The sequence below is a fragment of the Mycetohabitans endofungorum genome, from assembly GCF_037477895.1.
Taxonomy (GTDB): domain Bacteria; phylum Pseudomonadota; class Gammaproteobacteria; order Burkholderiales; family Burkholderiaceae; genus Mycetohabitans.
This window is the reverse complement of sequence record NZ_CP132745.1, coordinates 24,888-51,441: the sequence shown is the minus strand read 5'-3', so window position 1 is coordinate 51,441 and position 26,554 is coordinate 24,888. Positions and strand designations below refer to the sequence as shown.

At 60.5% G+C, this 26,554-nt stretch carries 5 protein-coding genes and 2 pseudogenes; 5 read left to right on the top strand and 2 right to left on the bottom strand.

Translation table 11 applies throughout. From position 1 onward, the window contains the following. Positions 1 to 168: 168 nt before the first annotated feature. On the bottom strand, positions 169 to 19,962 hold the full coding sequence (locus tag RA167_RS12525) for a non-ribosomal peptide synthase/polyketide synthase (RefSeq protein WP_076787938.1): 19,794 nt from the start codon (positions 19,960 to 19,962) through the stop codon (positions 169 to 171). Positions 19,963 to 20,870: 908 nt separating this feature from the next. On the opposite strand from RA167_RS12525, the gene RA167_RS12520 reads away from it, so the two are divergent. The 5 genes and pseudogenes from RA167_RS12520 to RA167_RS12495 all read left to right on the top strand — a co-directional run bounded on the left by RA167_RS12520 (position 20,871) and on the right by RA167_RS12495 (position 25,663). Then, positions 20,871 to 21,041, top strand: coding sequence for a hypothetical protein (locus tag RA167_RS12520; RefSeq protein WP_338877500.1), 171 nt, complete (start codon positions 20,871 to 20,873; stop codon positions 21,039 to 21,041). 169 nt (positions 21,042 to 21,210) lie between these two features. Next, the gene (locus tag RA167_RS12515) at positions 21,211 to 21,651 is read left to right on the top strand and encodes a CBS domain-containing protein (RefSeq protein ID WP_076788577.1); all 441 of its coding nucleotides are present in this window, start codon (positions 21,211 to 21,213) and stop codon (positions 21,649 to 21,651) included. A gap of 150 nt (positions 21,652 to 21,801) precedes the next feature. After that, on the top strand, positions 21,802 to 23,043 hold the full coding sequence (locus RA167_RS12510; RefSeq protein ID WP_076787933.1) for a hypothetical protein: 1,242 nt from the start codon (positions 21,802 to 21,804) through the stop codon (positions 23,041 to 23,043). 359 nt (positions 23,044 to 23,402) lie between these two features. Beyond that, positions 23,403 to 23,950, top strand: a pseudogene (locus RA167_RS15705) (IS110 family transposase). Between the two features lie 339 nt (positions 23,951 to 24,289). After that, a complete protein-coding gene (locus tag RA167_RS12495) occupies positions 24,290 to 25,663 on the top strand; it encodes a hypothetical protein (RefSeq protein ID WP_076787929.1) in 1,374 nt (457 codons plus the stop codon). Between the two features lie 336 nt (positions 25,664 to 25,999). Here RA167_RS12495 and RA167_RS12490 read toward each other — a convergent pair. Beyond that, positions 26,000 to 26,155 (bottom strand): annotated as a pseudogene (locus RA167_RS12490) (IS3 family transposase); the annotation flags it as partial. Between the last annotated feature and the right edge of the window lie 399 nt (positions 26,156 to 26,554).

Genomic DNA, 26,554 nt, shown 5'->3' with positions numbered 1-26,554 from the left:
GCCGCGGTCCGCGTCGAACCATTGCAACACATCGTTCAGCTCGTGTGCTGCACTGTCATTATCGGGCAAGCTAACCATGACCATTATCGGTTAACGCGATCAAATTCGCGCTTAAGGTTATTGAACGTTTCTGCACTGTAAAGTTTATCGTACCGCATTTGTCTGTCCTTAAGCTTGTTGATGCTCCAATTCATTTAGCTTGCGGGCTAGAACAGGACCGATGAGGGCCTTCGATTCCGGCTTGAGCATTGTGCTATGACTGCAGTTAATATTGAAAATTTCGATATTCCCCCGCACATAAGGGTTCCACGCATCAGGCGTGACTAGCGGTTCACATCCCGCCTCTGCTACCGTGGCTCGAAACAATAGCGCATCACCGCCATACTGCGATGGAGAATAATCTCTTACAATACGCTCATTATTTCTTGCAATTTCCTCAGTGTTTTCCAATAAATGCTCATCCATCGCCGAGACTAATTCATTGCCATAATGGTAGGCAAACACATTTTTAACCATCGCCTGGTCAAGTTGATTTTCTTTCTCTGCAAGGATGTTACTGCCCACAAGAGGAGTACTATCCAGTAACGCTAGCAACGCCACTTTTTCGCCTTGTTGTTCGAGTCGAACAGCCATGCTATGCGCCACTATGCCACCAAAACTCCATCCTAATAAGCAGTAAGGCCCTTTGGATTGAACATGGCGCACTTGTTCAAGATAGTCTGACACCATCTCGTCAACAGTAGACGCAAGCGGGCTTGTTCCATCGAACCCGCGAGCCTGCAAGCCATAAAGGGGCTGATCCGGGGGAAGGTAATTGGACAGTCCCATATAGCTCCAGCTCAAACCAAATCCGGGATGAATGCAGAAAAGAGCAGGACGGCTACCTGTGGGCTTAAGAGAAAGCAGAACGGAAAACGAGTCTCCTTGCATCTTGTCATGCTTAACTAAATGGCGTGCTAAGCCTGCGAGAGTGGGTGCCTCAAACAGCGTGCGAATAGCAAGGTCAATCCCTAACGCTGTACGTACACGACTGATCAGGCGCATGGCCAGCAGCGAGTGGCCTCCGAGTGCAAAGAAGCTGTCGTGCCGGCCCACACGTTCGACACCCAATAGCTCGACCCAGATCGTCGCGAGTGTCGCCTCGAGCTCGCCTTGCGGCGCTTCATATGCTTGATGCGCCAGCGCCGCGTCATCCGGTGCGGGCAGTGCACGCCGATCCAGCTTGCCGTTGGGTGTCAGCGGAAACGCATCGAGCCGCACAAACGCGCTGGGTACCATATACTCAGGCAGGCTCGCCGCCACCTGCGCGCGCAGCGTGCTCGTCAGCGCATCATCGGGATCGGCCACCACATACGCGACCAGACGTTTATTCTGGCCTTCACCGGTTGCCAGCACCACCGCATCACGCACCTGTGGGTGCGCCGTTAAGCGCGCTTCGATCTCACCCGGTTCAATCCGAAAGCCGCGAATCTTCACTTGCTCATCGTTGCGACCCAAATACTCCAGATTGCCGTCCGGTAAATAACGCGCCAAGTCACCAGTCTTATACAGTCGTGCACTCTCGTCATCGGAGAACGGATCGGGCACAAAGCGCTCGGCGGTCAACTCTGGGCGGTTCAGATAGCCACGCGCCACCCCGGCACCACCAATATACAACTCACCGACCGCACCCAGTGGCACTGGCTGGCCGTGCGCGTCCAGTAGATAAATCCTTGTGTTCGCAATCGGCCGGCCAATCGGTACTTCACCGCTGAAGTCACGTGTACCACGCCATGCTGTGGCACAAACGGTTGTCTCCGTGGGGCCGTAGGCATTCAAGACCGTGCCCTGGCCGGCCAAGTCTCGAACCAACGTTGCACTGGGCGCTTCACCTGCCAGAATCAGCGTCAAAGACGCACTAAAGCTAGACAAATCTGCGCCATGTTGAAGCAGGGCAGGCGGTAAAGTCGCGTGCGTAATCGCATGGCTTGCCAAATAGTCCCACAGAGCCTGCCGATCCTGCCGGGCCATCTCGGGGGGCAGATACAACGCTGCACCGCTGCCGAAGGCCATCAAGATTTCAGATGCACTCGCATCAAAGCTGAACGATGCAAACTGCACAATGCGGCTGGTTGGCTGCACCCCAAAACAGGCGATCTGTGCCAGAGCAAGGTTCACCACGCCCCGATGCTCGACCATCACGCCCTTCGGGGTACCGGTGGAGCCCGACGTATAAATCACATATGCCAGATGCCGGGCCGTTAGGCCCACCACCGACGGATTCGTGTCCGGCAACGCCGGCACGGTGGCCGGATCGAGCACCGTACATTCGGCCAGCGCCGCGTCGCCCAACGCAGCGCGCCCGGACGCATCGGCGAGCACAATCTTCGGTGCCGCATCGGCGAGGATGTGCGCCAAGCGCTCGCCTGGATAGCTGGGATCGAGCGGCACATACGCGCCACCCGCTTTTAAAATCGCCAGCAGCCCCACGACCAGCGCCGGCGAGCGCTCGACACAAATTGCCACCCGGGTGTCTGGCCTGACACCCCACTCAATCAGCTGGTGTGCCAAGCGATTGGCCTGTGCATTCAGCTGCGCATAACTGAACGTTTGATCCTCAAACACCAGCGCCGTCGCCTCAGGCGTGCGCTCAACCTGCGCTTCGAATAGCTGGTGCACGCACCGATGTGCCGGATACGCCTGCTGCGTCGCATTCCATGTCTGCAGTAGCAACTGACGCTCGTCCGGCCCCAGTATCTGAAGCGTTGCGACCGGCTGCTGTGGGCGAGCCACCATCGTTTGCAACATCGTCTGCAGATACCCGACGTGCCGCTCGATCGTGGATCGATCAAACAGCGCCGTCGCATACCCTAAGCTGCCGATAATCTCGTCACCTGCCTCAGACAAGTCCAGTTCGAGATCGAACTTGGCTATGTCATACTCCAGCTCAGCCGGCATGGCCGTGAGCCCAGGTAGACGCCACTCGCCTGGCTCATTGCTCTGCCACGCCAGCATCACCTGAAACAGCGGCGTGTGATCGAGCCGACGCGGCGGCTGCACGATCTCGACTACTTGCTCAAACGGCAAATCCTGGTGTGCTTGCGCATCCAGCGTCGTGCGCCGCACGCGCGCGAGCAGCTGGGCGGTATCAGGTTCGCCCGACAAATCCACGCGCAACGCCAACGTATTGACAAAAAAACCAATCAACGGCTCGATCTGGCGGTGGTGACGATGAGCGCTCGGCGTGCCGATGACCACATCACACTGGCCTGACAGGCGCGCGAGTACCGCGCTCCACGCGGCGAGCACTGTCATGAACAGCGTCGTGCCGTGCTCCCGGCTTAAGCGCTTGAGCGCTTGCGTGGTGGATGCATCGATCTGCACCGGCACTTGCGCGCCGGCAAATGACTGTTGCGTCGGGCGCGGCCGGTCGGTCGGCAATTCCAGCAGCACAGGTGCGTCGGCCAGCGTCGCGCGCCAGTAGTCGCTTTGCGCCTGCAGCCGCTCGCCCGTGAGCCACTGCCGTTGCCACGCCGCATAGTCCGGATATTGAACTACTAGCGGCGGCAGCGGATCGGCTTGCGCCCCGACGCTCGCCGCGTACAGTGCACTTAACTCGCGCGCGAGCACCCCGATTGACCAGCCGTCCGACACAATATGGTGCTGCACGAGTAACATCACGTACTCGTCGTCGGCCACTTGAATGCCGCATGCGTGGATCAATGGGCCCTGCGCCAGATCGAACGGTGCGCGCGCGGCTTCGTGACGCAAGCGTGCCAGTTCCGCATCCGCGTGCGGTACCCCACGCAAATCATGCCAACGCAGCGGCACGCCCGTGTCTGCCGGCAGCAATTGCACCTGTGGCTGACCCTCGACACTGACAAACGTCGAGCGCAGCGCTTCATGGCGCGCCAACAGCGCATCCAATGCCTGTTGCCAGGCCGCTCGATCAAGCGGCCCGCGCACATGCAGCGCCAGCGGAATATGATACGTGTCGCTCTCCCCATCAAGCTGTGCGAGGAACCACAGCCGCTGCTGCGCAAACGACAGCGGCAAACTGCCTTCGCGCGACACCGGCGTGATCTCGGGCAGCATCTCGGTGCCGTGTTGCCAGTGGGCGTCGAGCGCCGCGGCAAACGCGGCCAACGTGGGCGTCGCGAACAAGGTCGCCAACGGCACGTCGGCACCTAGCATTCTCACCCGGTTCATCAACCGCACCGCGAGCAGCGAGTGGCCCCCGAGCGCAAAGAAGCTGTCGTGCCGGCCCACACGTTCGACACCCAATAGCTCCGACCAAATCGCCGCGAGCGTCGCCTCAAGCTCGCCTTGCGGCGCTTCATATGCTTGATGCGCGAGCGCCGCGTCATCCGGTGCGGGCAGCTCACGCCGATCCAGCTTACCGTTGGGCGTCAAGGGCCACGCATCGAGCCGCACAAACGCGCTGGGTACCATATACTCAGGCAGGCTCGCCGCCACCTGTGCGCGCAAGGTGCTCGCCAGGTGCTCGTCCGCTTCGGCCTGCACATACGCCACCAGCCGCTTAGCCGTGCCCTCACCGGTTGCCAGCACCACCGCGTCGCGCACCTGCGGGTGCGCCGTTAAACACGCTTCGATCTCCCCCGGTTCAATCCGAAAGCCGCGGATCTTCACTTGGTCATCGTTGCGACCCAAAAACTGCAGATTGCCGTCCGGTAAATACCGCGCCACATCCCCGGTCTTATACAGCCGTGCACCCGCGTCATCGGAGAACGGATCGGGCACAAAGCGCTCGGCGGTCAGCGCCGGGCGGTTCAGATAGCCGCGTGCCACCCCCGCGCCACCAATGTACAGCTCGCCGACCGCACCCAGTGGCACCGGCTGGCCATGCGCGTCCAGCAGATAAATCCTTGTGTTCGCAATCGGCCGGCCAATCGGGACCTCACCGTTAAAGTCACGTGCACCACGCCATGCTGTGGCACAAACGGTTGTCTCCGTGGGGCCGTAGGCATTCAAGACCGTGCCCTGCTCGGCCAAGTCTCGAACCAACATTGCACTGGGCGCTTCACCTGCCAGAATCAGCGTCAAAGACGCACTAAAGCTAGACAAATCTGCGCCATGTTGAAGCAGGGCAGGCGGTAAAGTCGCGTGCGTAATCGCATGGCTTGCCAAATAATCCCACAGAGCCTGCCGATCCTGCCGAGCCGCCTCGGGGGGCAGATACAACGCTGCACCACTGCCAAAGGCCATAAAGATTTCGGATGCACTCGCATCAAAGTTGAACGACGCAAACTGCGCAATGCGGCTGGTTGGCTGCACCCCAAAACAGGCGATCTGCGCCAGAGCAAGGTTTACCACGCCCCGATGCTCGACCATCACGCCCTTCGGAGTACCGGTCGAGCCCGACGTATAGATCACATACGCTAGATGCCGGGCCGTCAGCGCGGCTACCGACGGATTCGTGTCCGGCAATGCCGGCAGGGTGGCCGGATCGAGTACCGTGCACTCGGCCAGCACCGCCTCGCCCAACGCAGCGCGCCCAGCGGCATCCGCGAGCACAATGCTGGGTGCCGCATCGGCGAGGATATGCATCAAGCGCTCACTCGGATAGCGGGGATCCAACGGCACATACACGCCACCCGCTTTCAAAATCGCCAGCGCCCCGACGAGCAGCGCGGGACTGCGCTGCACGCAGATTGCCACGCACGCATCGGGCTTGACGCCTAACTCGATCAACTGGTGCGCGAGGCGATTGGACTGTGCGTTCAATTCAACATAACTGAACGTTTGATCTTCATAGACCAGCGCTGGCGCCTCGGGCGTGCGCTTCACCTGCGCTTCGAATAGCTGGTGGATGCATAAATGCGACGGATAGTCCCGCTGCGTCGCATTCCACGTGTTAAGCAATAACTGGCGCTCGGCCTCGGGCAGCATCTGCAGCTGCTGCACTGGAGTGTCGGGTGCCGCCTCGAGCGCGTCGGCCAAACTGTGCAGCGCCTGCTGCATATACGCGCACACTCGCTCGGGCTCCAGCGACGGCACGCTCTGGGCCGTTAGCCCCAGCGATTGCCCATCATCGTCCACCGACAGCCCGACTGGGTAATTGGTGCGCTCCTGCGCACTCAACAGTTCCACACCCGGTAGCTCGCTGCACTCGCTTGAATCTATCGCATTGTGCCGATAATTGAGCAGCGCACTAAAGAGCGGCGTGCCAGCCGGCACGCCGCTGCAGCGCTGCGCGAGCGCCAGCGACGCGTGCTCATGCTCGAGCAACGCCGCCAGCCGCGCGTGCGTCGCATGCACGGTGGCCTGAACACTGCCGTCCAGGTCCACACGCAGCGGCAGCGTATTAATAAAAAGCCCCATCGCACGATCGGCCCCGCTACCGGCTTGCATCCGCCCGAACAGCACGGTGCCAAACACCACACGCGGTTGGCCGCTCGCGCGGGCAAGCACCTGCGCCCATGCCAGATGGCATAGGCTCGCTAAGCTCACGCCCCAGCGCCGCGCCTGCGCACGCAGCCGATCGTTCAACGCCGGCGGCAACATCCGGTGTGCCTCGCTCACATCACGACCGTCATGCTGTACCTGCGCGAGCCCAAACGGCAAGGTCGGCTCCTCAATGTCCGCAAGCTGCTCAGTGAAGAAACGCTCGTGCTCAGCTTGACTCACGCCTAGCCTGGCTTGCGCGACCAGATGGCGAAACGGCTGCGCCGGCGGCAGCATGTCGCCTCGTCCGTCGATGAACGCCCGCACCTCCGCGTGCATCACTTCCAGCGTCGAATGATCGCCAATCAAATGGTGCAGCCGCTGCATGAGTAGCCAGCGACCCTCATTGTCTTGTGCGATTGCACAGTGCAGCAGCGGCGCTTGCGTCAGATCCAGGCGCGTGTGACGCGGATCAAAGCGCCGTGCCAATTGCTCGGCGATCGGCCCATCAGCGGCGTCCAACGTCAGCTCGGTGACCGGCAACCGCGCGTGGCGCCATACCACTTGCGCGGGCATGGACACACCTTCCCACACGAACGCGGTACGCAAAATATCGTGGCGATCGATCACCTGCTGCAGCGCGTGCAGATATTGGTCAAGCCGTGCTCGCGTCTCAAAGGCCAGCTGCAGCCCCAGCAGATACGGATCGCCGTCGCGCGCGAGTAGATGGTGAAACAACAGCCCATCTTGCAGCGGCGACAGCACATAAATGTCCTGGATATTGGCCACGCCCTGCGGTACTTGCTTGACGATCTTGTCAATGTCCGCTTGCGTCAGCTCAATGAGCGGCAGCATCGACGGCGTAATCGCAGTCGTGTCAGGTGTGATCGCGTTGGGCGGCACCACCACGTCACGGCACTGACCCAACGTCTGCGCCAACGCACTGAGTGTCGGTGCCTCAAATAGCGCCCGCACCGACACACTCAAGCCCTGACGCCGTAGACGCTCAATGAGCTGCACCGCCAGCAGCGAGTGGCCCCCGAGCGCAAAGAAGCTATCGTGCCGCCCCACACGTTCAACACCCAATAGCTCAGCCCAGATCGACGCCAGCATCGTCTCCAGTTCGCCTTGCGGCGCTTCATATGCTTGATGCGCCAGCGCGTCAACGTCCGGCTCAGGTAATGCGCGCCGATCCAGCTTGCCGTTGGGTGTCAGCGGAAATGCGTCCAGCCGTACAAATGCACTGGGCACCATATACTCGGGCAGCCTCGCCGCCACCTGTGCGCGCAGTGTGCTCGCCAGTGGCTCGTCCGCTTCGGCCTGCACATACGCCACCAGCCGCTTAGCCGAGCCCTCGCCTATCGCCAGCACCACCGCATCACGCACCTGCGGGTGCGCCGTTAAGCACGCTTCGATCTCACCCGGTTCAATCCGAAAGCCGCGGATCTTCACTTGCTCATCGTTACGGCCCAAGAACTCCAGATTGCCGTCCGGTCGATAACGCGCCACATCCCCGCTCTTATACAGCCGCACATCCGCTTCATCTGAGAATGGATTTGGCACAAAGCGCTCAGCGGTCAACGCCGGGCGGTTCAGATAGCCGCGTGCGACGCCTGCGCCACCGATGTACAGTTCACCGACCGCACCCAGTGGCACTGGCTGGCCGTGCGCGTCGAGCAGATAAATCTTCAGGTCTGGGATCCGTGTGCCCACCGGACTGCCCACTTGCTCGCTATCTTGCTGCCGAAGCGGCCGATACGTCACATGCACGGTCGCTTCGGTAATCCCATACATGTTGACCAATTGCGGATGATGCTCGTCGTGCGTCGCATACCACGCCTGTAAGAGCGTCGGCTCCAGCGCCTCCCCGCCTAAGATCACATAGCGCAATTGATCCGATAAAGCGCTATGTGCTTGGCTAGCCATCAATGCCTTAAATGCACTGGGGGTCTGATTTAAGACGGTGACACCCTGCTCACAGATCAACTGGTAAAAAGCGTCGGCAGAGCGAGCAATCGAATGGGGCACGATGACAAGCTTGCCACCATAACGCAGTGCGCCCCACAGCTCCCAGACCGAGAAATCGAACGCAAACGAGTGAAACAGGCACCAAGTATCATGCTCGTTAAAGCCATACCACGGTTGCGTCGCCTCGAACAGCCGCACCACTTGCGCATGTTCGACCATCACGCCCTTGGGCGTGCCGGTCGAGCCCGACGTATAAATCACATACGCCAGATGCCGGACCGTCAGCGCGGCGATCGACGGATTCGTGTCCGGCAACGCTGGCAGGGTGGCCGGATCGAGCACCGTGCATTCGGCGAGCACCGCCTCGCCCAATGCAGCACGCCCAGCGGCATCCGCGAGTACAATCTTCGGTGCCGCATCAGCGAGGATATGCACCAAGCGCTCACTCGGATAGCTCGGATCGAGCGGCACATAGGCGCCGCCGGCCTTTAAAATCGCCAACAGCCCCGCGACCAGTGCCGGCGAGCGCTCGACACAAATCGCCACCCGGGTGTCTGGCCTGACACCCCACTCAATCAGCTGGTGTGCCAAGCGATTGGCCTGTGCGTTCAGCTGCGCATAACTGAACGTTTGATCCTCAAACACCAGCGCCGTCGCCTCAGGCGTGCGCTCAACCTGCGCTTCGAATAGCTGGTGCACGCACCGATGTACCGGATACGTCTGCTGCGTCGCATTCCATGTCTGCAGTAGCAACTGACGCTCGTCCGGCCCCAGTATCTGAAGCGTTGCGACCGGCTGCTGTGGGCGAGCCACCATCGTTTGCAACATCGTCTGCAGATACCCGACGTGCCGCTCGATCGTGGATCGCTCGAACAGCGCCGTCGCATATCCTAAGCTGCCGATGATCTCCTCACCTGCCTCAGACAAGTTCAGCTCAAGATCGAACTTCACTGCGTCATACTCCAGCTCAGCTGGCGTGACCGTGAGCCCGGGTAGGCGCCACTCGCCTGGCTCATTGTTCTGCCATGCGAACATCACCTGAAACAGCGGCGTATGATCCAATCGGCGCGGCGGCTGCACGATCTCGACGACCTGCTCGAACGGCAGATCCTGGTGTGCTTGCGCGTCCAGCGTCGTGCGACGCACGCGCGCGAGCAGCTGGGCGATATCAGGTTCGCCCGACAGATCCACGCGCAACGCCAGCGTATTGACAAAAAAACCAATCAACGGCTCGATCTGCGGGTGGTGACGATTAGCGCTGGGCGTGCCAATGACCACATCACATTGACCCGACAGGCGAGCGAGTACCGCACTCCATGCGGCGAGCACCGTCATAAATAGCGTCGTACCGTGCTCCGCGCTTAAGCGCTTGAGTGCTTGCGTGGTGGATGCATCGATCTGCACCGGCACCTGCGCGCCGGCAAATGACTGTTGCGTCGGGCGCGGCCGGTCCGTCGGTAGTTCCAGCAGCACCGGTGCGTCCGTGAGTGTGGCGCGCCAATAGTCGCTTTGCGTCTGCAGCCGCTCACCCGTGAGCCACTGCCGTTGCCACGCCGCATAGTCCGGATATTGAACTACTAGCGGCGGCAACGGATCGGCTTGCGCCCCGACGCTCGCCGCGTACAGTGCACTTAACTCGCGCGCGAGCACTCCGATCGACCAGCCGTCCGACACAATATGGTGCTGCACGAGTAACATCACGTACTCGTCATCGGCCACTTGAATGCCGCATGCGTGGATCAATGGGCCCTGCGCCAGATCGAACGGTGCGCGCGCGGCTTCGTGACGCAAGCGTGCCAGTTCCGCATCCGCGTGCGGTACCCCACGCAAATCATGCCAACGCAGCGGCACGCCCGTGTCTGCCGGCAGCAATTGCACCTGTGGCTGACCCTCGACACTGACAAACGTCGAGCGCAGCGCTTCATGGCGCGCCAACAGCGCATCCAATGTCTGTTGCCAGGCCGCTCGATCAAGCGGCCCGCGCACATGCAGCGCCAGCGGAATATGATACGTGTCGCTCTCCCCATCAAGCTGTGCGAGGAACCACAGCCGCTGCTGCGCAAACGACAGCGGCAAACTGCCTTCGCGCGACACCGGCGTGATCTCGGGCAGCATCTCGGTGCCGTGTTGCCAGTGGGCGTCGAGCGCCGCGGCAAACGCGGCCAATGTGGGCGCCGCGAACAAGGTCGCCAGCGGCACGTCAGCACCCAGCCCTCTGACCCGGTTCATCAACCGTACTGCCAGCAGCGAGTGGCCCCCGAGCGCAAAGAAGCTGTCGTGCCGGCCCACACGTTCGATACCTAATAGCTCGGCCCAGATCGCCGCGAGCGTCGTCTCCAATTCGCCTTGCGGCGCTTCATACGCTTGATGCGCCAGCGCCGCGTCATCCGGTGCCGGCAGTGCACGCCGATCAAGCTTGCCGTTCGGTGTCAGCGGAAACGCATCGAGCCGCACAAACGCGCTGGGTACCATATACTCAGGCAGGCTCGCCGCCACCTGTGCGCGCAAGGTGCTCGCCAGTTGCTCGTCCGCTTCGGCTTGCACATACGCAACCAGCCGCTTAGCCGTGCCCTCACCGGTTGCCAGCACCACCGCATCACGCACCTGCGGGTGCGCCGTTAAGCACGCTGCAATCTCACCCGGCTCAATGCGAAAGCCGCGGATCTTCACTTGCTCATCGTTGCGACCCAAATACTCCAGATTGCCGTCCGGTAAATAACGCGCCACATCCCCGCTCTTATACAGCCGCACATCCGCTTCATCTGAGAATGGATGGGGCACAAAGCGCTCGGCGGTCAACGCCGGGCGGTTCAGATAGCCGCGTGCGACGCCTGCGCCACCGATGTACAGTTCACCGACCGCACCCAGTGGCACTGGCTGGCCGTGCGCATCGAGCAGATAAATCGTCAGATCCGGAATCCGTATGCCCACCGGACTGCCCGCTTGCTCGCTATCTTGCTGCCGAAGCGGCCGATACGTCACATGCACGGTCGCTTCGGTAATCCCATACATGTTCACTAATTGCGGATGACGCTCGTCGTGCGTCGCATACCACGCCTGTAAGAGCGTCGGCTCCAGCGCCTCCCCGCCCAAGATCACATAGCGCAATTGATCTGACAAGGCGCGGTGTGCGAGGCTGGCCATCAACGCCTTAAACGCACTGGGGGTCTGATTTAAGACGGTGACACCCTGCTCACAGATCAACTGGTAAAAAGCGTCGGCAGAGCGAGCAATGGAATGAGGCACGATGACCAGTTTGCCGCCATAACGCAGTGCACCCCACAGCTCCCAGACAGAGAAATCGAACGCAAACGAGTGAAACAGGCACCAAGTATCATGTTCGTTAAAGTCATACCATGGTTGCGTCGCCTCGAACAGCCGCACCACTTGCGCATGTTCGACCATCACGCCCTTGGGCGTGCCGGTCGAGCCCGACGTATAGATCACATACGCCAGATGCCGGGCCGTCAGCGCGGCTACCGACGGATTCGTGTCCGGCAACGCTGGCAGGGTGGCCGGATCGAGCACCGTGCATTCGGCGAGCACCGCCTCGCCCAATGCAGCACGCCCAGCGGCATCCGCGAGTACAATCTTCGGTGCCGCATCAGCGAGGATATGCACCAAGCGCTCACTCGGATAGCTCGGATCGAGCGGCACATAGGCGCCGCCGGCCTTTAAAATCGCCAACAGCCCCGCGACCAGTGCCGGCGAGCGCTCGACACAAATCGCCACCCGGGTGTCGGGCTTGACACCCAGCTCAATCAACTGGTGTGCCAAGCGATTGGCTTGTGCATTCAGCTGCGCATAGCTGAACGTTTGGTCCTCAAACACCAGCGCCGTCGCCTCAGGCGTGCGCTCAACCTGCGCTTCGAATAGCTGGTGGATGCATAAATGCGACGGATAGTCCCGCTGCGTCACATTCCACGTGTTCAGCAACAACTGGCGCTCGGCCTCGGGCAGCACCTGCAACTGCTGCACTGCGGTGTCGGGCGTCGCCTCGAGCGCGTCGGCCAAGCTGTGCAGCGCCTGCTGCATATACGCGCATACTCGCTCAGACTCCAGCGACGGCACGCTTTGGGCAGTCAGCCCCAGCGCCTGCCCAAAGTCCTCCACCGATAGTGTCAGTGGGTAATTGGTGCGCTCCTGCGCGCTCAACAGTTCCACACCCGGTAGCCCGCTGCGCTCGTTCGAACCTATTGCATTGTGCCGATAATTGAGCAGCGCACTAAAGAGCGGTGTGTCCGCCAGCACGCCGCTGCAGCGCTGTGCGAGCGCCAGCGACGCATGCTCATGCTCGAGCAACGCTGCCAGCCGCGCGTGCGTGCTCCGCATACACGTCCGCACACTGCCGTCCAGGTCCACGCGCAGCGGCAGCGTATTGATAAAGAGCCCCATCGCACTGTCGGCACCTTCACCCGCTTGCATTCGCCCAAACAGCACGGTGCCAAACACCACACGTTGTTGGCCGCTCGCGCGGGCGAGCACCTGCGCCCATGCCAGATGGCATAGGCTCGCTAAACTCACGCCCCAGCGCCGCGCCTGCGCACGCAGCCGATCGTTCAACGCCGGCGGCAACATCCGGTGGGACTCGCTCACGTCACGGCCATCATGCTGTACCTGCGCGAGCCCAAACGGCAAGGTCGGCTCCTCAATGTCCGCAAGCTGCTCAGTGAAGAAACGCTCGTGCTCAGCTTGACTCACGCCTAGCCTGGCTTGCGCGACCAGATGGCGAAACGGCTGCGCCGGCGGCAGCATGTCGCCTCGTCCGTCGATAAACGCCCGCACCTCCGCGTGCATCACTTCCAGCGTCGAATGATCACCAATCAAATGGTGCAGCCGCTGCGTGAGCAGCCAGCGACCCCTATTGTCCTGTGCAATCGCACAGTGCAGCAGCGGCGCTTGCGTCAGATCCAGCCGCGTGTGACGCGGATCAAAGCGCCGCGCCAATTGCTCGGCGATCGGCCCGTCAGCGGCGTCCAACGTCAGCTCGGTGACCGGCAGCCGTGCGTGGCGCCATACCACTTGCGCGGGCATGGACACGCCTTCCCACACGAACGCGGTGCGCAAAATATCGTGCCGATCGATCACCTGCTGCAGCGCGTGCAGATACTGGTCAAGTCGCTCACGACTGTCGAAAGCCAACTGCACGATCAGCAGATACGGATCGCCGTCGCGCGCGAGTAGATGGTGAAACAGCAGCCCGTCTTGCAGTGGCGACAGCGCATAAATGTCCTGGATATTGGCTACGCCACCGGGCATCTGCTCGACAATCTGGTCAATGTCCGCTTGTGTCAGCTCAATGAGCGGCAGCATCGATGGTGTAATCGCACTCGTGTCAGGCGTGATCGCGTTGGGCGGCACCGCCTCGTCACGGTGCTGGCCCAACGTCTGCGCCAATGCACTGAGCGTCGGTGCCTCAAACAGCAGCCGCACCGACACACTCAAGCCCCGACGCCGCAAGCGCTCAATGAGCTGCACCGCGAGCAGCGAGTGGCCCCCGAGCGCAAAGAAGCTGTCGTGCCGACCCACACGTTCGACACCCAATAGCTTGGCCCAGATCGCCGCGAGCGTCGTCTCCAATTCGCCTTGCGGCGCTTCATACGCTTGATGCGCGAGCGCGTCAGCGTCCGGCTCAGGCAGTGCACGCCGATCGAGCTTGCCGTTCGGTGTCAGCGGAAACGCATCGAGCCGCACAAACGCACTGGGCACCATATACTCAGGCAGCCTCGCCGCCACCTGCGCGCGCAGCGTGCTCGCCAGTGCATCATCGGGATCGGCCACCACATACGCGACCAGACGTTTATTCTGGCCTTCACCGGTTGCCAGCACCACCGCATCACGCACCTGTGGGTGCGCCGTTAAGCATGCTTCGATCTCACCCGGTTCAATCCGAAAGCCGCGGATCTTCACTTGCTCATCGTTGCGCCCCAAAAATTCTAGATTGCCGTCGGGTAAATAACGCGCCACATCCCCGGTCTTATACAGCCGTGCACCCGCGTCATCGGAGAACGGATCCGGCACAAAGCGCTCAGCGGTCAACTCCGGGCGGTTCAGATAGCCCCGTGCGACCCCGGCGCCACCAATATACAACTCGCCGACCGCACCCAGTGGCACTGGCTGGCCGTGCGCGTCCAGTAGATAAATCCTTGTATTCGCAATCGGCCGGCCAATCGGGACCTCACCATTAAAGTCACGTGCACCACGCCATGCTGTGGCACAAACGGTCGTCTCCGTGGGGCCGTAGGCATTCAAGACCGTGCCCTGCTCGGCCAAGTCTCGAACCAACGTTGCACTGGGTGCTTCACCTGCCAAAATCAGTGTCAAGGACGGACCAAGGCTGGCCGAATCTACGCCATGTTGAAGCAGGGCAGGCGGTAAAGTTGCGTGCGTAATCGCATGGCTTGCCAAATAGTCCCACAGAGCCTGCCGATCCTGCCGGGCCGCCTCGGGGGGCAGATACAACGCTGCACCGCTGCCAAGGGCCATCAAGATTTCGGATGCACTTGCATCAAAGCTGAACGACGCAAACTGCACAATGTGGCTGGTTGGCTGCACTCCAAAACAGGCGATCTGCGCCAGAGCAAGGTTCACCACGCCCCGATGCTCGACCATCACCCCTTTGGGCATACCGGTCGAGCCCGACGTATAGATCACATACGCCAGATGCCGAGCCTTCAGCTCGGCTACCGACGGATTCGTGTCCGGCAACGCCGACAGGATGGCTGGATCGAGCACCGTGCAGGACGCGAGCGCCGCCTCGCCCAACACAGCGCGCCCGGCCGCATCGGCGAGCACAATCGCCGGTGCCGCATCGGCGAGGATGTGCGCCAAGCGCTCGCCTGGATAGCTGGGATCGAGCGGTACATACGCGCCACCCGCTTTTAAAATCGCCAGCGCCCCGACGAGCAGCGCGGCACTACGCTGCACACAGATTGCCACCCGGGTATCAGGCTTAACGCCTAACTCGATCAACTGGTGCGCGAGGCGATTGGCCTGTGCGTTCAGCTGCGCATAACTGAACGTTTGGTCCTCAAACACCAGCGCCGTCGCCTCGGGCGTGCGCTCGACCTGCGCCTCAAATAACTGGTGCACGCACCAGTGCGATGGATACGCCTGCTGCGTCGCATTCCATGTCTGCAGTAGCAACTGACGCTCGTCCGGCCCCAGTATCTGAAGCGTTGCGACCGGCTGCTGTGGGCGAGCCACCATGGCGCGTAACATCGTCTGTAGATATCCAACGTGCCGCTCGATCGTGGATCGCTCGAATAGCGTCGTCGCATACCCTAAGCTGCCGATGACCTCGTCACCTGCCTCAGACACGTTCAGCTCGAGATCGAACTTTGCCACATCATAATCGAGCTCAGCCGGCGTGACCGTGAGCCCAGGTAGACGCCACTCGCCTGGCTCATTGCTCTGCCACGCCAACATCACCTGGAACAGCGGCGTGTGATTGAGTCGACGCGGCGGCTGCACGATCTCGACGACCTGCTCGAACGGCAGATCCTGATGTGCTTGGGCGTCCAACGTCGTGCGACGCACGCGCGCAAGCAATTCGCTCGTATCGGGCTCGCCCGACAAATCCACGCGCAACGCCAGCGTATTGACAAAAAAGCCAATCAATGGCTCGATCTGGCGGTGGTTACGATTAGCGCTGGGCGTGCCGATAACCACGTCGTGTTGGTCCGACAGGCGCGCGAGTACCGCACTCCACGCGGCGAGCACCGTCATAAATAGCGTCGTACCGTGCTCCGCGCTTAAGCGCTTGAGCGCTTGCGTGGTGGATGCATCGATCTGCACCGGCACCTGCGCGCCGGCAAATGACTGTTGCGCCGGGCGCGGCCGGTCCGTCGGTAGTTCCAGCAGCACCGGTGCGTCCGTGAGTGTGGCGCGCCAATAGTCGCTTTGCGTCTGCAGCCGCTCACCCGTGAGCCACCGTCGCTGCCACGCCGCATAATCCGGATATTGAACTACTAGCGGCGGCAACGGATCGGCTTGCGCCCCGACGCTCGCCGCGTACAGCGCGCTCAACTCGCGCACCAGCACCCCGATTGACCAGCCATCCGACACAATATGGTGCTGGGTGAGCAGCACCACATGTTCGTCATCGGCCAATTGAATGCCGCACGCGTGGATCAACGGACCCTGCGCCAGATCGAATGGCGCGCGCGCGGCTTCGTGACTTAAGCGTGCCAGTTGCGCCTGCGCCTCCGGCACCCCACGCAAATCATGCCAGCGCAGCGGCACGCCCGTGTCTGCCGGCAACAATTGCACCTGTGGCTGACCCTCGACACTCACAAACGTCGAGCGCAGCGCTTCATGGCGCGCCAACAGCGCATCCAATGCCTGTTGCCAGGCCGCTCGATCAAGCGGCCCGCGCACATGCAGCGCCAGCGGAATATGATACGTGTCGCTCTCCCCATCGAGCTGTGCGAGGAACCACAGCCGCTGCTGCGCGAACGACAGCGGCAAACTGCCTTCGCGCGACACCGGCGTGATCTCAGGCAGCATCTCGGTGCCGTGTTGCCAGTGGGCGTCGAGCGCCGCGGCAAACGCGGCCAATGTGGGCGCCGCAAACAAGGTCGTCAGCGGCACGTCGGCACCTAGCATTCTCACCCGGTTCATCAACCGCACCGCCAGCAGCGAGTGGCCCCCGAGCGCAAAGAAGCTGTCGTGCCGACCCACATGTTCGACACCCAATAGCTCGACCCAGATCGCCGCGAGTGTCGCCTCCAGCTCGCCTTGCGGCGCTTCATATGCTTGATGCGCGAGCGCCGCGTCATCCGGTGCGGGCAGCGCACGCCGATCCAGCTTACCGTTGGGCGTCAAGGGCCACGCATCAAGCCGCACAAACGCACTGGGCACCATATACTCGGGCAGACTCGCCGCCACCTGTGCGCGCAAGGTGCTCGCCAGTGGCTCGTCCGCTTCGGCCTGCACATACGCCACGAGCCGCTTAGCCGAGCCCTCACCGGTTGCCAGCACCACCGCATCACGCACCTGCGGGTGCGCCGTTAAGCACGCTGCAATCTCACCCGGCTCAATGCGGAAACCGCGGATCTTGACTTGCTCATCGTTACGCCCCACAAACTCCAGATTGCCGTCCGGTCGATAACGCGCTAAATCCCCGGTCTTGTACAGCCGGGCATCCGGCTCGGCCGAGAACGGATCGGGCACAAAGCGCTCAGCGGTTAGCGCCGGGCGGTTCAGGTAGCCACGTGCCACCCCGGCACCACCAATATACAATTCACCGACCGCACCCAGTGGCACCGGTTGCCCGTGCGCGTCCAGTAGATAAATCCTTGTGTTCGCAATCGGCCGGCCAATCGGGACCTCACCGTTAAAGTCACGTGCACCACGCCATGCTGTGGCACAAACGGTCGTTTCCGTGGGGCCGTAGGCATTAAAGACCGTGCCTTGATCAGCCAAGTCTCGAACTAACGTTGCACTGGGCGCTTCCCCTCCCAAAATCAGGGTTAAAGGTGTATGCAGGTTGGGCAGTCCCTCGCCATGTTGAAGCAGCGCAGGGGGTAAGGCGGCATGCGTGATCTGATGTCTGATCAAATAGTTCCATAATCCGTTTCGATCATGCCGAGCCCTCTCAGGAGACAGATACAAGCTTGCCCCGCAACCTAAAGCTGTAAAAATGTCGGAGGCGCTTACATCGAAACTGAACGAGACAAACTGCAAAATGCGGCTGGTTGGCTGCACCCCAAAACAAGCAATCTGCGCCAGAGCAAGGTTCACCACGCCCCGATGCTCGACCATCACGCCCTTCGGGGTGCCGGTCGAGCCCGACGTATAGATTACATACGCCAGATGCCGGGCCGTCAGCTCAGCTACTGATGGATTCGTGTCCGGCAATGCCGGCAGGGTGGCCGGATTGAGCATCGTGCACTCAGCCAACGCCGCGTCGTCCAACGCAGCGCGCCCGGCCGCATCCGCCAGCACAATCGCCGGTGCCGCATCAGCGAGAATATACGCCAAGCGCTCACTCGGATACGCTGGGTCGAGCGGCACATACGCCCCCCCGGCCTTTAAAATCGCCAGCAGCCCCACGATCAGTGCAGGACTGCGCTGCACGCAGATCGCCACCCGAGTATCGGGCTTGACACCCAGCTCAATCAACTGGTGTGCCAAGCGATTGGCTTGTGCGTTCAACTCAGCATAACTGAACGTTTGATCTTCATAGACCAGCGCTGGCGCCTCGGGCGTGCGCTCGACCTGCGCCTCAAACAACTGGTGGGTGCATAAGTGCGACGGATAGTCCCGCTGCGTCGCATTCCACTCGACCAGTAGCCGATGCCGCTCGTCAGCATCGAGCAAATCGATACTGTCAATCGGTTGCGTGGCATCGGCAGCGAGCACTTGCATGAACCGGATAAACCGACGCTGATGTGCGCCGAGCGCCTGCGCAGTATAGCAGGCAGGATTGACGTCAAAGTCAATCCGTAATTGATGGCTGCCCGGAGTCCAATAGACGCCCAGCATCAGGTCCTCAGCCGGACCATTGAGCAAATTATGGTTTGTCGACGAATACCCACCAAACGACAGATCGTGGTCAAACGGCATCACGTTGACCGTGGTACCAAACAGCCGCTGCCCAGGCGGCAGCTCAAGTTGACGCCGCAGCGCTTCACTCGGGTAGCGTTGGTGCCGCAGCCCGCTTTGCATCTCCTGCGCGGCCTGCTGCATGAGCGACGACAAGTCCATCCCTGGTCGCATGGTGAGTTGCAGTGGCAATGTATTGGATTTCATGCCAGGAATATGCCGGTCGGCACCGAAGCGGGCCTTGACGGGAAGGCCCAATACGATGTCTTGCTCACCCGTGAACCGATAAAGATACACAGCCATCGCTGCCATCATAAACTGTGCTAGCCGCCGAGCATCCGACGCGGCGTCACCCAGCGCCTGGGTGGACAGGTAAGTCGTCTGACGCAGACGCTGCTGTAAAGCAGGGGCACTGCGGCTTGCCAGCGTCGCCGGCTCAGGCCAATTGGTGCAGTGCTTGAGCCAATACGCTTCGTCCTTTTCCCTCTGGGCGGAGGTCTGATATTGCGCATCGCTCTCTAATAGCTGTCGGCTCGAACCAAAATCACATGCCGCCGGCGCCGTTCCCGCGCATAGCGCGCTATATACGTGCGCAACGCGCTGGGCGATCAGATACCGACCATATCCATCCATCATGATATGGTGATAGCGCTGATACCAAATCCATTGCGCGGGCGCCACTTTCAGCAACGCATAGCAAAAAAGTGGTCCCTGCACCAGATTGACCGGTTGCTGATAATCGGCTTGCATCCACGCCTGGGCCGCTGCTTCAGGATCGGCTTGTGCCGTGAGATCCAGTACCGCCGGCATTGACCATACGGGTGCACCAATCCTCTGCCGCAGCCCGTGATCGCTGTCGACAAATTGCAAGCGCAAAGTGTCGGCCTCATCGATCACCTGTCGCAATGCCGCTTCAAAGACGGCCGCCTCAATCTCGCCTTCGATCACCGTGTACTGCGCAATGTTGTAGACAGGGCTGTCTGGATGCAGCTGCTGCGCAAGCCAGATTTCCGTTTGAGCACTGGATAACGGCTGGGTAACGGGCGTGATGCTAGCATCCATAATAAAGCTCCGATTCAGGCGGCCGAGCAGCCTGATATTTAATAGGCGTACAAAATGATACGACGACGCAATCAGAACCTATCGTTGCTCGTCGGGAACCACTACGGCTTTTATGACACGTCGCGTGCAATTCTTAGCCATGCACTGCGGCGATCAAGGCCACTCATCGGCACGCGTCAGTGCGCCGTTCGCGGCACTTGGCCGACCAGTGATCACGCCACGGCCAATTGATGCCAGCTTTAGCGAAAACACTGGGCATAGCGCGCGTGAGGCTGCGCGGATTGGCATTACAGTCGGTCAAGCAAGACAGTTAAAAAGAACAGGGCAAGCCAGTGCATCGCACAAGCGCGGCGTCATTGGATTCAATACTGGAGTACTCCTTCTTTTTTTCTCCAGACATCACTTTTATTTAGCCATACGGCTATGGCAACGCACCCGTTCCCTGACCCAGCAGCTCGACGTTAACTGCTTCACATGCCGCAATCACTGTGCCCAACTGTCAGGAGCCGTTATAAAAGATTCAGGGAATCGCGTCGCTTAGCGCTTGGTTGAAAGGCGCCCATCGTAATGCACTTAAGTCCATTATTTCTGCTTAAACGACAAGTCTTGAACGAATACATCGATAAAGCCAAAACTTGCAACAAACAGCCGAAGGCAAGCCATTGCGGTTCGCCACTGTGCCAATCTATCAACGAGGCCTGGCACGCTCTTAGCTGAGACTGCTTGTTGGGCAGCAAATGCGTCGCGATCTCGCCTATGTGATCACGAAAACGCCGAACAACGACGGCTCGGCGACCATCGGTTTTTCCGCGCAGTGCAACAATATGCTTGGATGCCCGCCGAATCCGTGGGAGGCTGGCGTGAATTTCAAGCAGTTCATACGGTACTGACGCGCGATGCAGCCCGCGATGCAGATGCAGCCCGCGACGCACAGTGACACGCCTGGCGCCGGCGCGACGGCGCCGATCCGCACTGCCCCTGCCACGCCGGTGTTGCCACTTCCGCCCGTGCCCGCTGCGCCGCCGCCAGCCCTATCGGGCTCGCCCGCTGCCAGGACGCCGACGGGTGCCATCCAGTGACGACAGCCTTCCCCGGCGCCGCGCAACGCCCGCGCTGCCGCACACGCGTGCCTGCCGATACTGTGTCCTATACTTGTATGTAACATACACTTTGTTGGCGCCCCACTGTCCGCGCGGACGGCGCATTCGATCCTGCCGCGTGCCCATGCCAGCGCAAGGAGAGCATCCGATGGCTACCGTTGCACAGATCTTGAAGAGCAAGCCGGACGCTACCGTGCACACGATCGGCGCGTCAGCACTGGTCTACGATGCAATGAAGCGTATGGCTGAGAAGCAAATCGGCGCGCTGGTCGTGACCGAGGACGGCAAGATTGTCGGCATCGTCACCGAGCGCGACTACGCCCGCAAGATCGTGTTGATGGACCGCTCCTCGAAGGCCACATCAGTGCGTGACATTATGACCCGTGAAGTCCGTTACGTGCGCCCGGAGGACAGTGCGCAAAGCTGCATGGCCCTGGTTACCGAGCAACGTCTACGGCATCTGCCTGTTATCGACGGAGGACGGCTCGTCGGCATGATTTCGATCGGCGACTTGGTTAAGAGCATCATCTCCGACCAGGCGTTTACGATCCAACAGTTGGAGCTCTACATCCGCGGCGAGCGCGCATAGACTCGCGCGCGTGGACTAGCTTGCGAAATGGTCCATCGCGTGAGCGCGCGTGGATGCGCCAGCGCGCCGCAGCAATGTGCGCGCCCGCACATAAAACCCTGAATCGCCCCTCTAAGATCGGCTAATTCACGGACTGTCACCACCAAGACCATGAGCGCCAGATTAAAAACGCCCCATGGCGTGGCGCCGGGCTTCAATAGACGGGGATCGGCGCGCAGCAGCAAACAGGTGCGCATCACGCGCAGAATTGAGCCCCGGCTGGGACCAGCAAGAACCCGCGCCGCCGCTACCCGCTCGCACGCCGACTCAACGGCAAACGACGAGAGTTCCTACTACGCGCGACGACAACAAGGGACTGAACCGGCGTACGCCACGGCACGCTCGTTCGATGCCACGCCGCCATCGTTCGTTACGCCGCCGTGGACCGGCCTGCAACGTGCTCCACTCGCGCGACGCCACATAGTCGCACTCGCCGCCTTGCTGGTGCTGGGCGCCGGCGCTTTGGGGGTAACAATCAGCCAGCTCTACCAGGACAAGACGTCGTCGGAGCCGCACCGGTATGCCGATATCGTGCGCCGTGAGGCGCTGACGCAATCCAATATGAGCGCCAGCACCGTCCCATTGTTCGATGCTGCCACGCTTGCAAGCCATACCGCTCGCTTGGGTGCACAAGCACCGCAGCAGGCCGTCACGACACCGTCAAGCACCTTGCCGTCGCCGCAAGCGCGCATGCAGGCATCCGATACTGTGGCATTCGCGCGCATACCGCCAGCACGCAGCGCGAGTCCCGCGAGCACGGATTCGGGCGCTGTGCAGCGCAGCCTACCGCGAGCACGCCATGCAAAGGTGCGCAAAGCTATCGCCCCGGAGACGCAAGACACCGACGGGCACACTGTACCGGTCGGGGCACATCCCGCCCAACATGCGGTGGCCGCCGCTGTGTCGACCAAGCCGATGCAGCCACTCGCCGACACGCCGAGTGTGTCCCGCGCCGAGGCACGCGCGGCAACCGACGCTTTGACACAGGAGGCAATCACGCCACTGCCGCCGCAAGCCGCTCACGTCGATCCAACGCAGCCGCCGGTTGTCTATGGCATACAGACGGCCCCTTCGACCGCCGCGGCCGCGCCCCGCCCGTCGGCCGACGTGCCGTATGCAGCCGATGCAACCGGTCCGCATGCCCCGCCATCCGCCGCCGAAGCAACCGCGGCATTGACGGCCCGGGCCGTCGCGCTACCGTCCCCGCAACCGATCCGGCCGGCCACCGCGGCTACGCGTCCGGCGCCCGTGCGACCACCTGCTGATACCAATGCTGCGGCTTCAATCGACGACGAACCGACGGCGCCGATCAATGATCAATACGGACCCTTAAATTTGGAGCCCCGGCGTTAAAGGTTTTGCCGGCTTGGCGGACTGCGTTTCGCAACTGTCTCCGCTGCCCTTGTATCTTAGAAATGAGTGTTTCTTTTCTTGATAGTAAAAGCGGTGAAGCTTGTGGGCAATGGATATACGGCGGGTAACGCGCAGCCTTAGCCACGGTAAGCTCTGCAGTGTGCCGCAAGCGCATCGTCCATCAATCTGCCGTCGGTGTTGGTGTCGGTTTGGCGAGGCTCGTGCAGTCTGACATCCCCTAGGGTTAACACAGCCCGTAACCCAGTAAAGGCGCACGAGCCAAGCCGCTCATCGAAAGCCAGAACAATTGTTTGAGCTCAATTCGCGTTTACAAGGAGGGGCAGTGATGAGCCTGCCAGATTCGGCCCCCGATGCCAACCACAATTGGCATTGATGTGGCGAGGGCCACGCTGATGGAGCAATTGGCCTGAAGGCCCCTACGCTGAGTTTGCCTAATAATGAAAAGGGTTTTGATGCTGTGCTGGCAAAACTGACCGAGCGTCAGGTTGCACTTGTCGTGCTTAAAACTACGGGTGGCCTTAAAATGTCAGTCGCCTGTGCGTTACAGGAAGCTGAGCATGCCGTAGCAGTCGTTAATCCTCAACAGGCGCGTGACTTCGCCCGCGCAATGGGGCAGTTGACAAAGACCAATCGCATTTCCGGCCTCATGCGTAGCCAACGCACGGTCTTCGGCAGGCGCGTTGTGGTACGCCGCTTTCTGTACATGGCAGCGCTTGTCGCCGTTCAATTCAATCCGGTCATCAAGACGTTTTACGACCGCCTCGTGAGCGCAGGGAAAACGAAGAAGGTCACGTTGGTCGCCTGTGTACGCAAAGTGCTGACCATCCTCAATGCAATGGTCAAGGCAGGCAAGCCGTGGAATGCGTCGCTTCATGCAGCGGGCTAAAAATACATGGCCATCAAGACAGTTATTGAGTTTATCGTCCCACGGCGCAAGGAGTGAGGGCTGGCGCCGTGTCAAGGAATCAAGCGTGGGGTGGTGCGGGATGGGGCGCAGCGACTGATCCGCTTGGAGAAAACGACCTTACATGCCACGCACATTGAGTTATTGCCCGGCCGATGCCCCCTGTCGTTGCCCGCTTGCATCGCCCGCCTGTCGCGACTTATCCGCCGGCTTATGTTGTCCGCCAGAAATCTCGCGCTTGTGAAGTATCGTTGCGCGCCTGTGCCTACTTTTCGCTAACCTGATGCGCAACCTTGCTACGCGTGGTGTCTTCTTTACTTCTTGCTGAGCTTGTCGATGGACTTCGATCTGAATGCCGCTTTAAACGACTATCAGGCCTATATCTGCGCGTTAGAGGCTCGCCCGACACCCGCCGCGTCGGCACCACCGCCACCGCAGCTACCCAGCGCCGCGTGGGCAAACCCATCGGCCAAGCGGCCCACCACCTACCAGGACCTGCCGACCGAAATCATCGCGCGCATTGGTGACTACGTGCCCGTCCAAGACGTGATGCCATTTGCCACCGTTGACCGGCGCACGTATCATGCGATGCAGACTCGACGCCTTGTTCATAGCTATTGGCAACGAGCAAAACAAGCGGTGACCTTTCAGTCGATCCACCGCCTGCTCGATGAGATGGACGGCACGTTCGCTGATCCAGCGCAGTACGCCGACCCCCTGGACGCGCTGTGCCAACGTTTGAAAACGTTGGAGGCCGGGCGCACCCGCGTATTTAAGCGTTTATTCGCAGCCGCGCAGCGTATCCCGCAAGACGGCGTGCAGATACAAAAAGCGCTGTTGCTCATGCACCGGGATTTCACCTATGAGCGCGAATGGATGGAACTGTTTGACTTTGCCTACGCGCTGGCCGAACAGCGTGAGCCCGGACAGGACAATGTGTGGCCAGAACTGGCGCTTGGACTGTCGAATTTTTCACTCGACACACCTGAGACCCCTGAGTTTGCTCAGTGGTATTACAAGATTCTGGCACGGCTGCCGTCGTTGAGCGTAGCCGAGCAAGCGCAGATCATTCCCACACTGGTCCGTTTACTAAATAAATTTAACCAAGCAGACCCGCGCGTCATTGAGCTTTATACGCTCTTACATGACTACGCGTTACGCTTGCCCCCCTCTCATCAAGGCGCATCGGTTGGCGCGTTAGCAAGTTACGTGTGGCGCTTTCCGGAAGCGGAGCGATCCGCGTGGTATGCGCAAATGCGCGATTGGGCGCTGTCGCTGCCTGACGACCAATGGGGGATCGCGCTGCAGCGTTTGCCTGAAGGACTGGGTAGCTTTTCACCTAAGCGACAAGCGCAAGAGCTGGCGTTGCTTGAACGCTATTTGACGCGCGTGCCGACGGCGCAGCGCAAGCAAGCAGCAGTCGGGTTCATTAGAAGTACCTATTTCATCAATGACACGCTAGCCAAGCGGGGATGGCAGCAGGGATTGAATCTACTGAACGGGGCGGGTGAAGCCACTTTATGGGAGGTACTGAGCGAGCTTCGGGCCAATGGAGTGCTATGGCACCTGAACAATCGCCAATGGAAAGTGGCAATGGGTGAGATCACGCGCTTTATGAAAGCCAACCAGTTTTCCAAACCAGCCCAGGCGCGAATCCAAGGCAGTGCGTGCTGGCTCAGAAGTCCGCCAGATTAACAGCCACAGTAGCTTAAGTACATCAATCGTTGGACAATTCCAATGCATCGAGGCGTCGGATATCGACATGCCGGAGGACGGAAATTCACTAAAGTAATCGGCAAACGTACCGGGAACGCCCAACCTTGAGCCGGTTTATCTCATTGAGGGGCTATCACTGCAAGCACATCATTTGCGTACTGTACGCCGTAATCGCGATGACCGGCGCCGACGGCTTGCGCAAAGCCAACCGCGCGGCTGCTCTACGCACGGTGCATCGAACAACGACCCGCGCCAGTGGCACAAAACGTTCGTGCATTAAGATGACTTTTTCGCAGTATCAAGCCGGTTATACGCGTCACGCGTTGCCTTCCCCCAGTTGTGCAAAGCCTGTCCCGGCACTTTCAGCGTTGTTGCCACTGTCGCCATGCTTTTTTAACTGGCTTTTACCAGTCGAACTGTTTCTAGCTTGAATTCGAGCGCGTACTGCGCTCGCTTTGCTTGACTCGACATCTAGACCCTTCTTGCTTGAATTTTATTGTCTGCAAGGGATTCGTTTCTCACAGGAAAATTCAGGAATCGATATTAAACCGATTTTTATTATTGTGTTTCAAATCGAAATGGGCAAGCTTCATGTGCTTCAAGCTACGTGTGTACGGTGCGGCCGGGGAGGGTCGGATGTAACTGAACCTGTACCATCACTTATTTGATCCGCACGTTATTTTGGCTGCTTGCTGGTTACCATTGCCAGCTTCGCACAAGCTTCTTCAAAATGTGAGTTGCCAACAGACGATGTAACAATTTCCGCATATTGGCGTTGCACTATCCGCCAAAAACATGGCATTCACAGTCCATCGCTGTGCTCAGCTTCCCGTTTTCAGCTAGCCTGCTGCGCGGCCTCACTTCGTATTG

Excerpts from the sequence above, each read along its gene's own strand:
- RA167_RS12520 (WP_338877500.1), top strand. The coding sequence starts at position 20,871 with ATGCAGATGCAGCCCGCGACGCACAGTGACACGCCTGGCGCCGGCGCG.
- RA167_RS12525 (WP_076787938.1), bottom strand. The coding sequence starts at position 19,962 with ATGGATGCTAGCATCACGCCCGTTACCCAGCCGTTATCCAGTGCTCAA.
- RA167_RS12515 (WP_076788577.1), top strand. The coding sequence starts at position 21,211 with ATGGCTACCGTTGCACAGATCTTGAAGAGCAAGCCGGACGCTACCGTG.
- RA167_RS12510 (WP_076787933.1), top strand. The coding sequence starts at position 21,802 with ATGAGCGCCAGATTAAAAACGCCCCATGGCGTGGCGCCGGGCTTCAAT.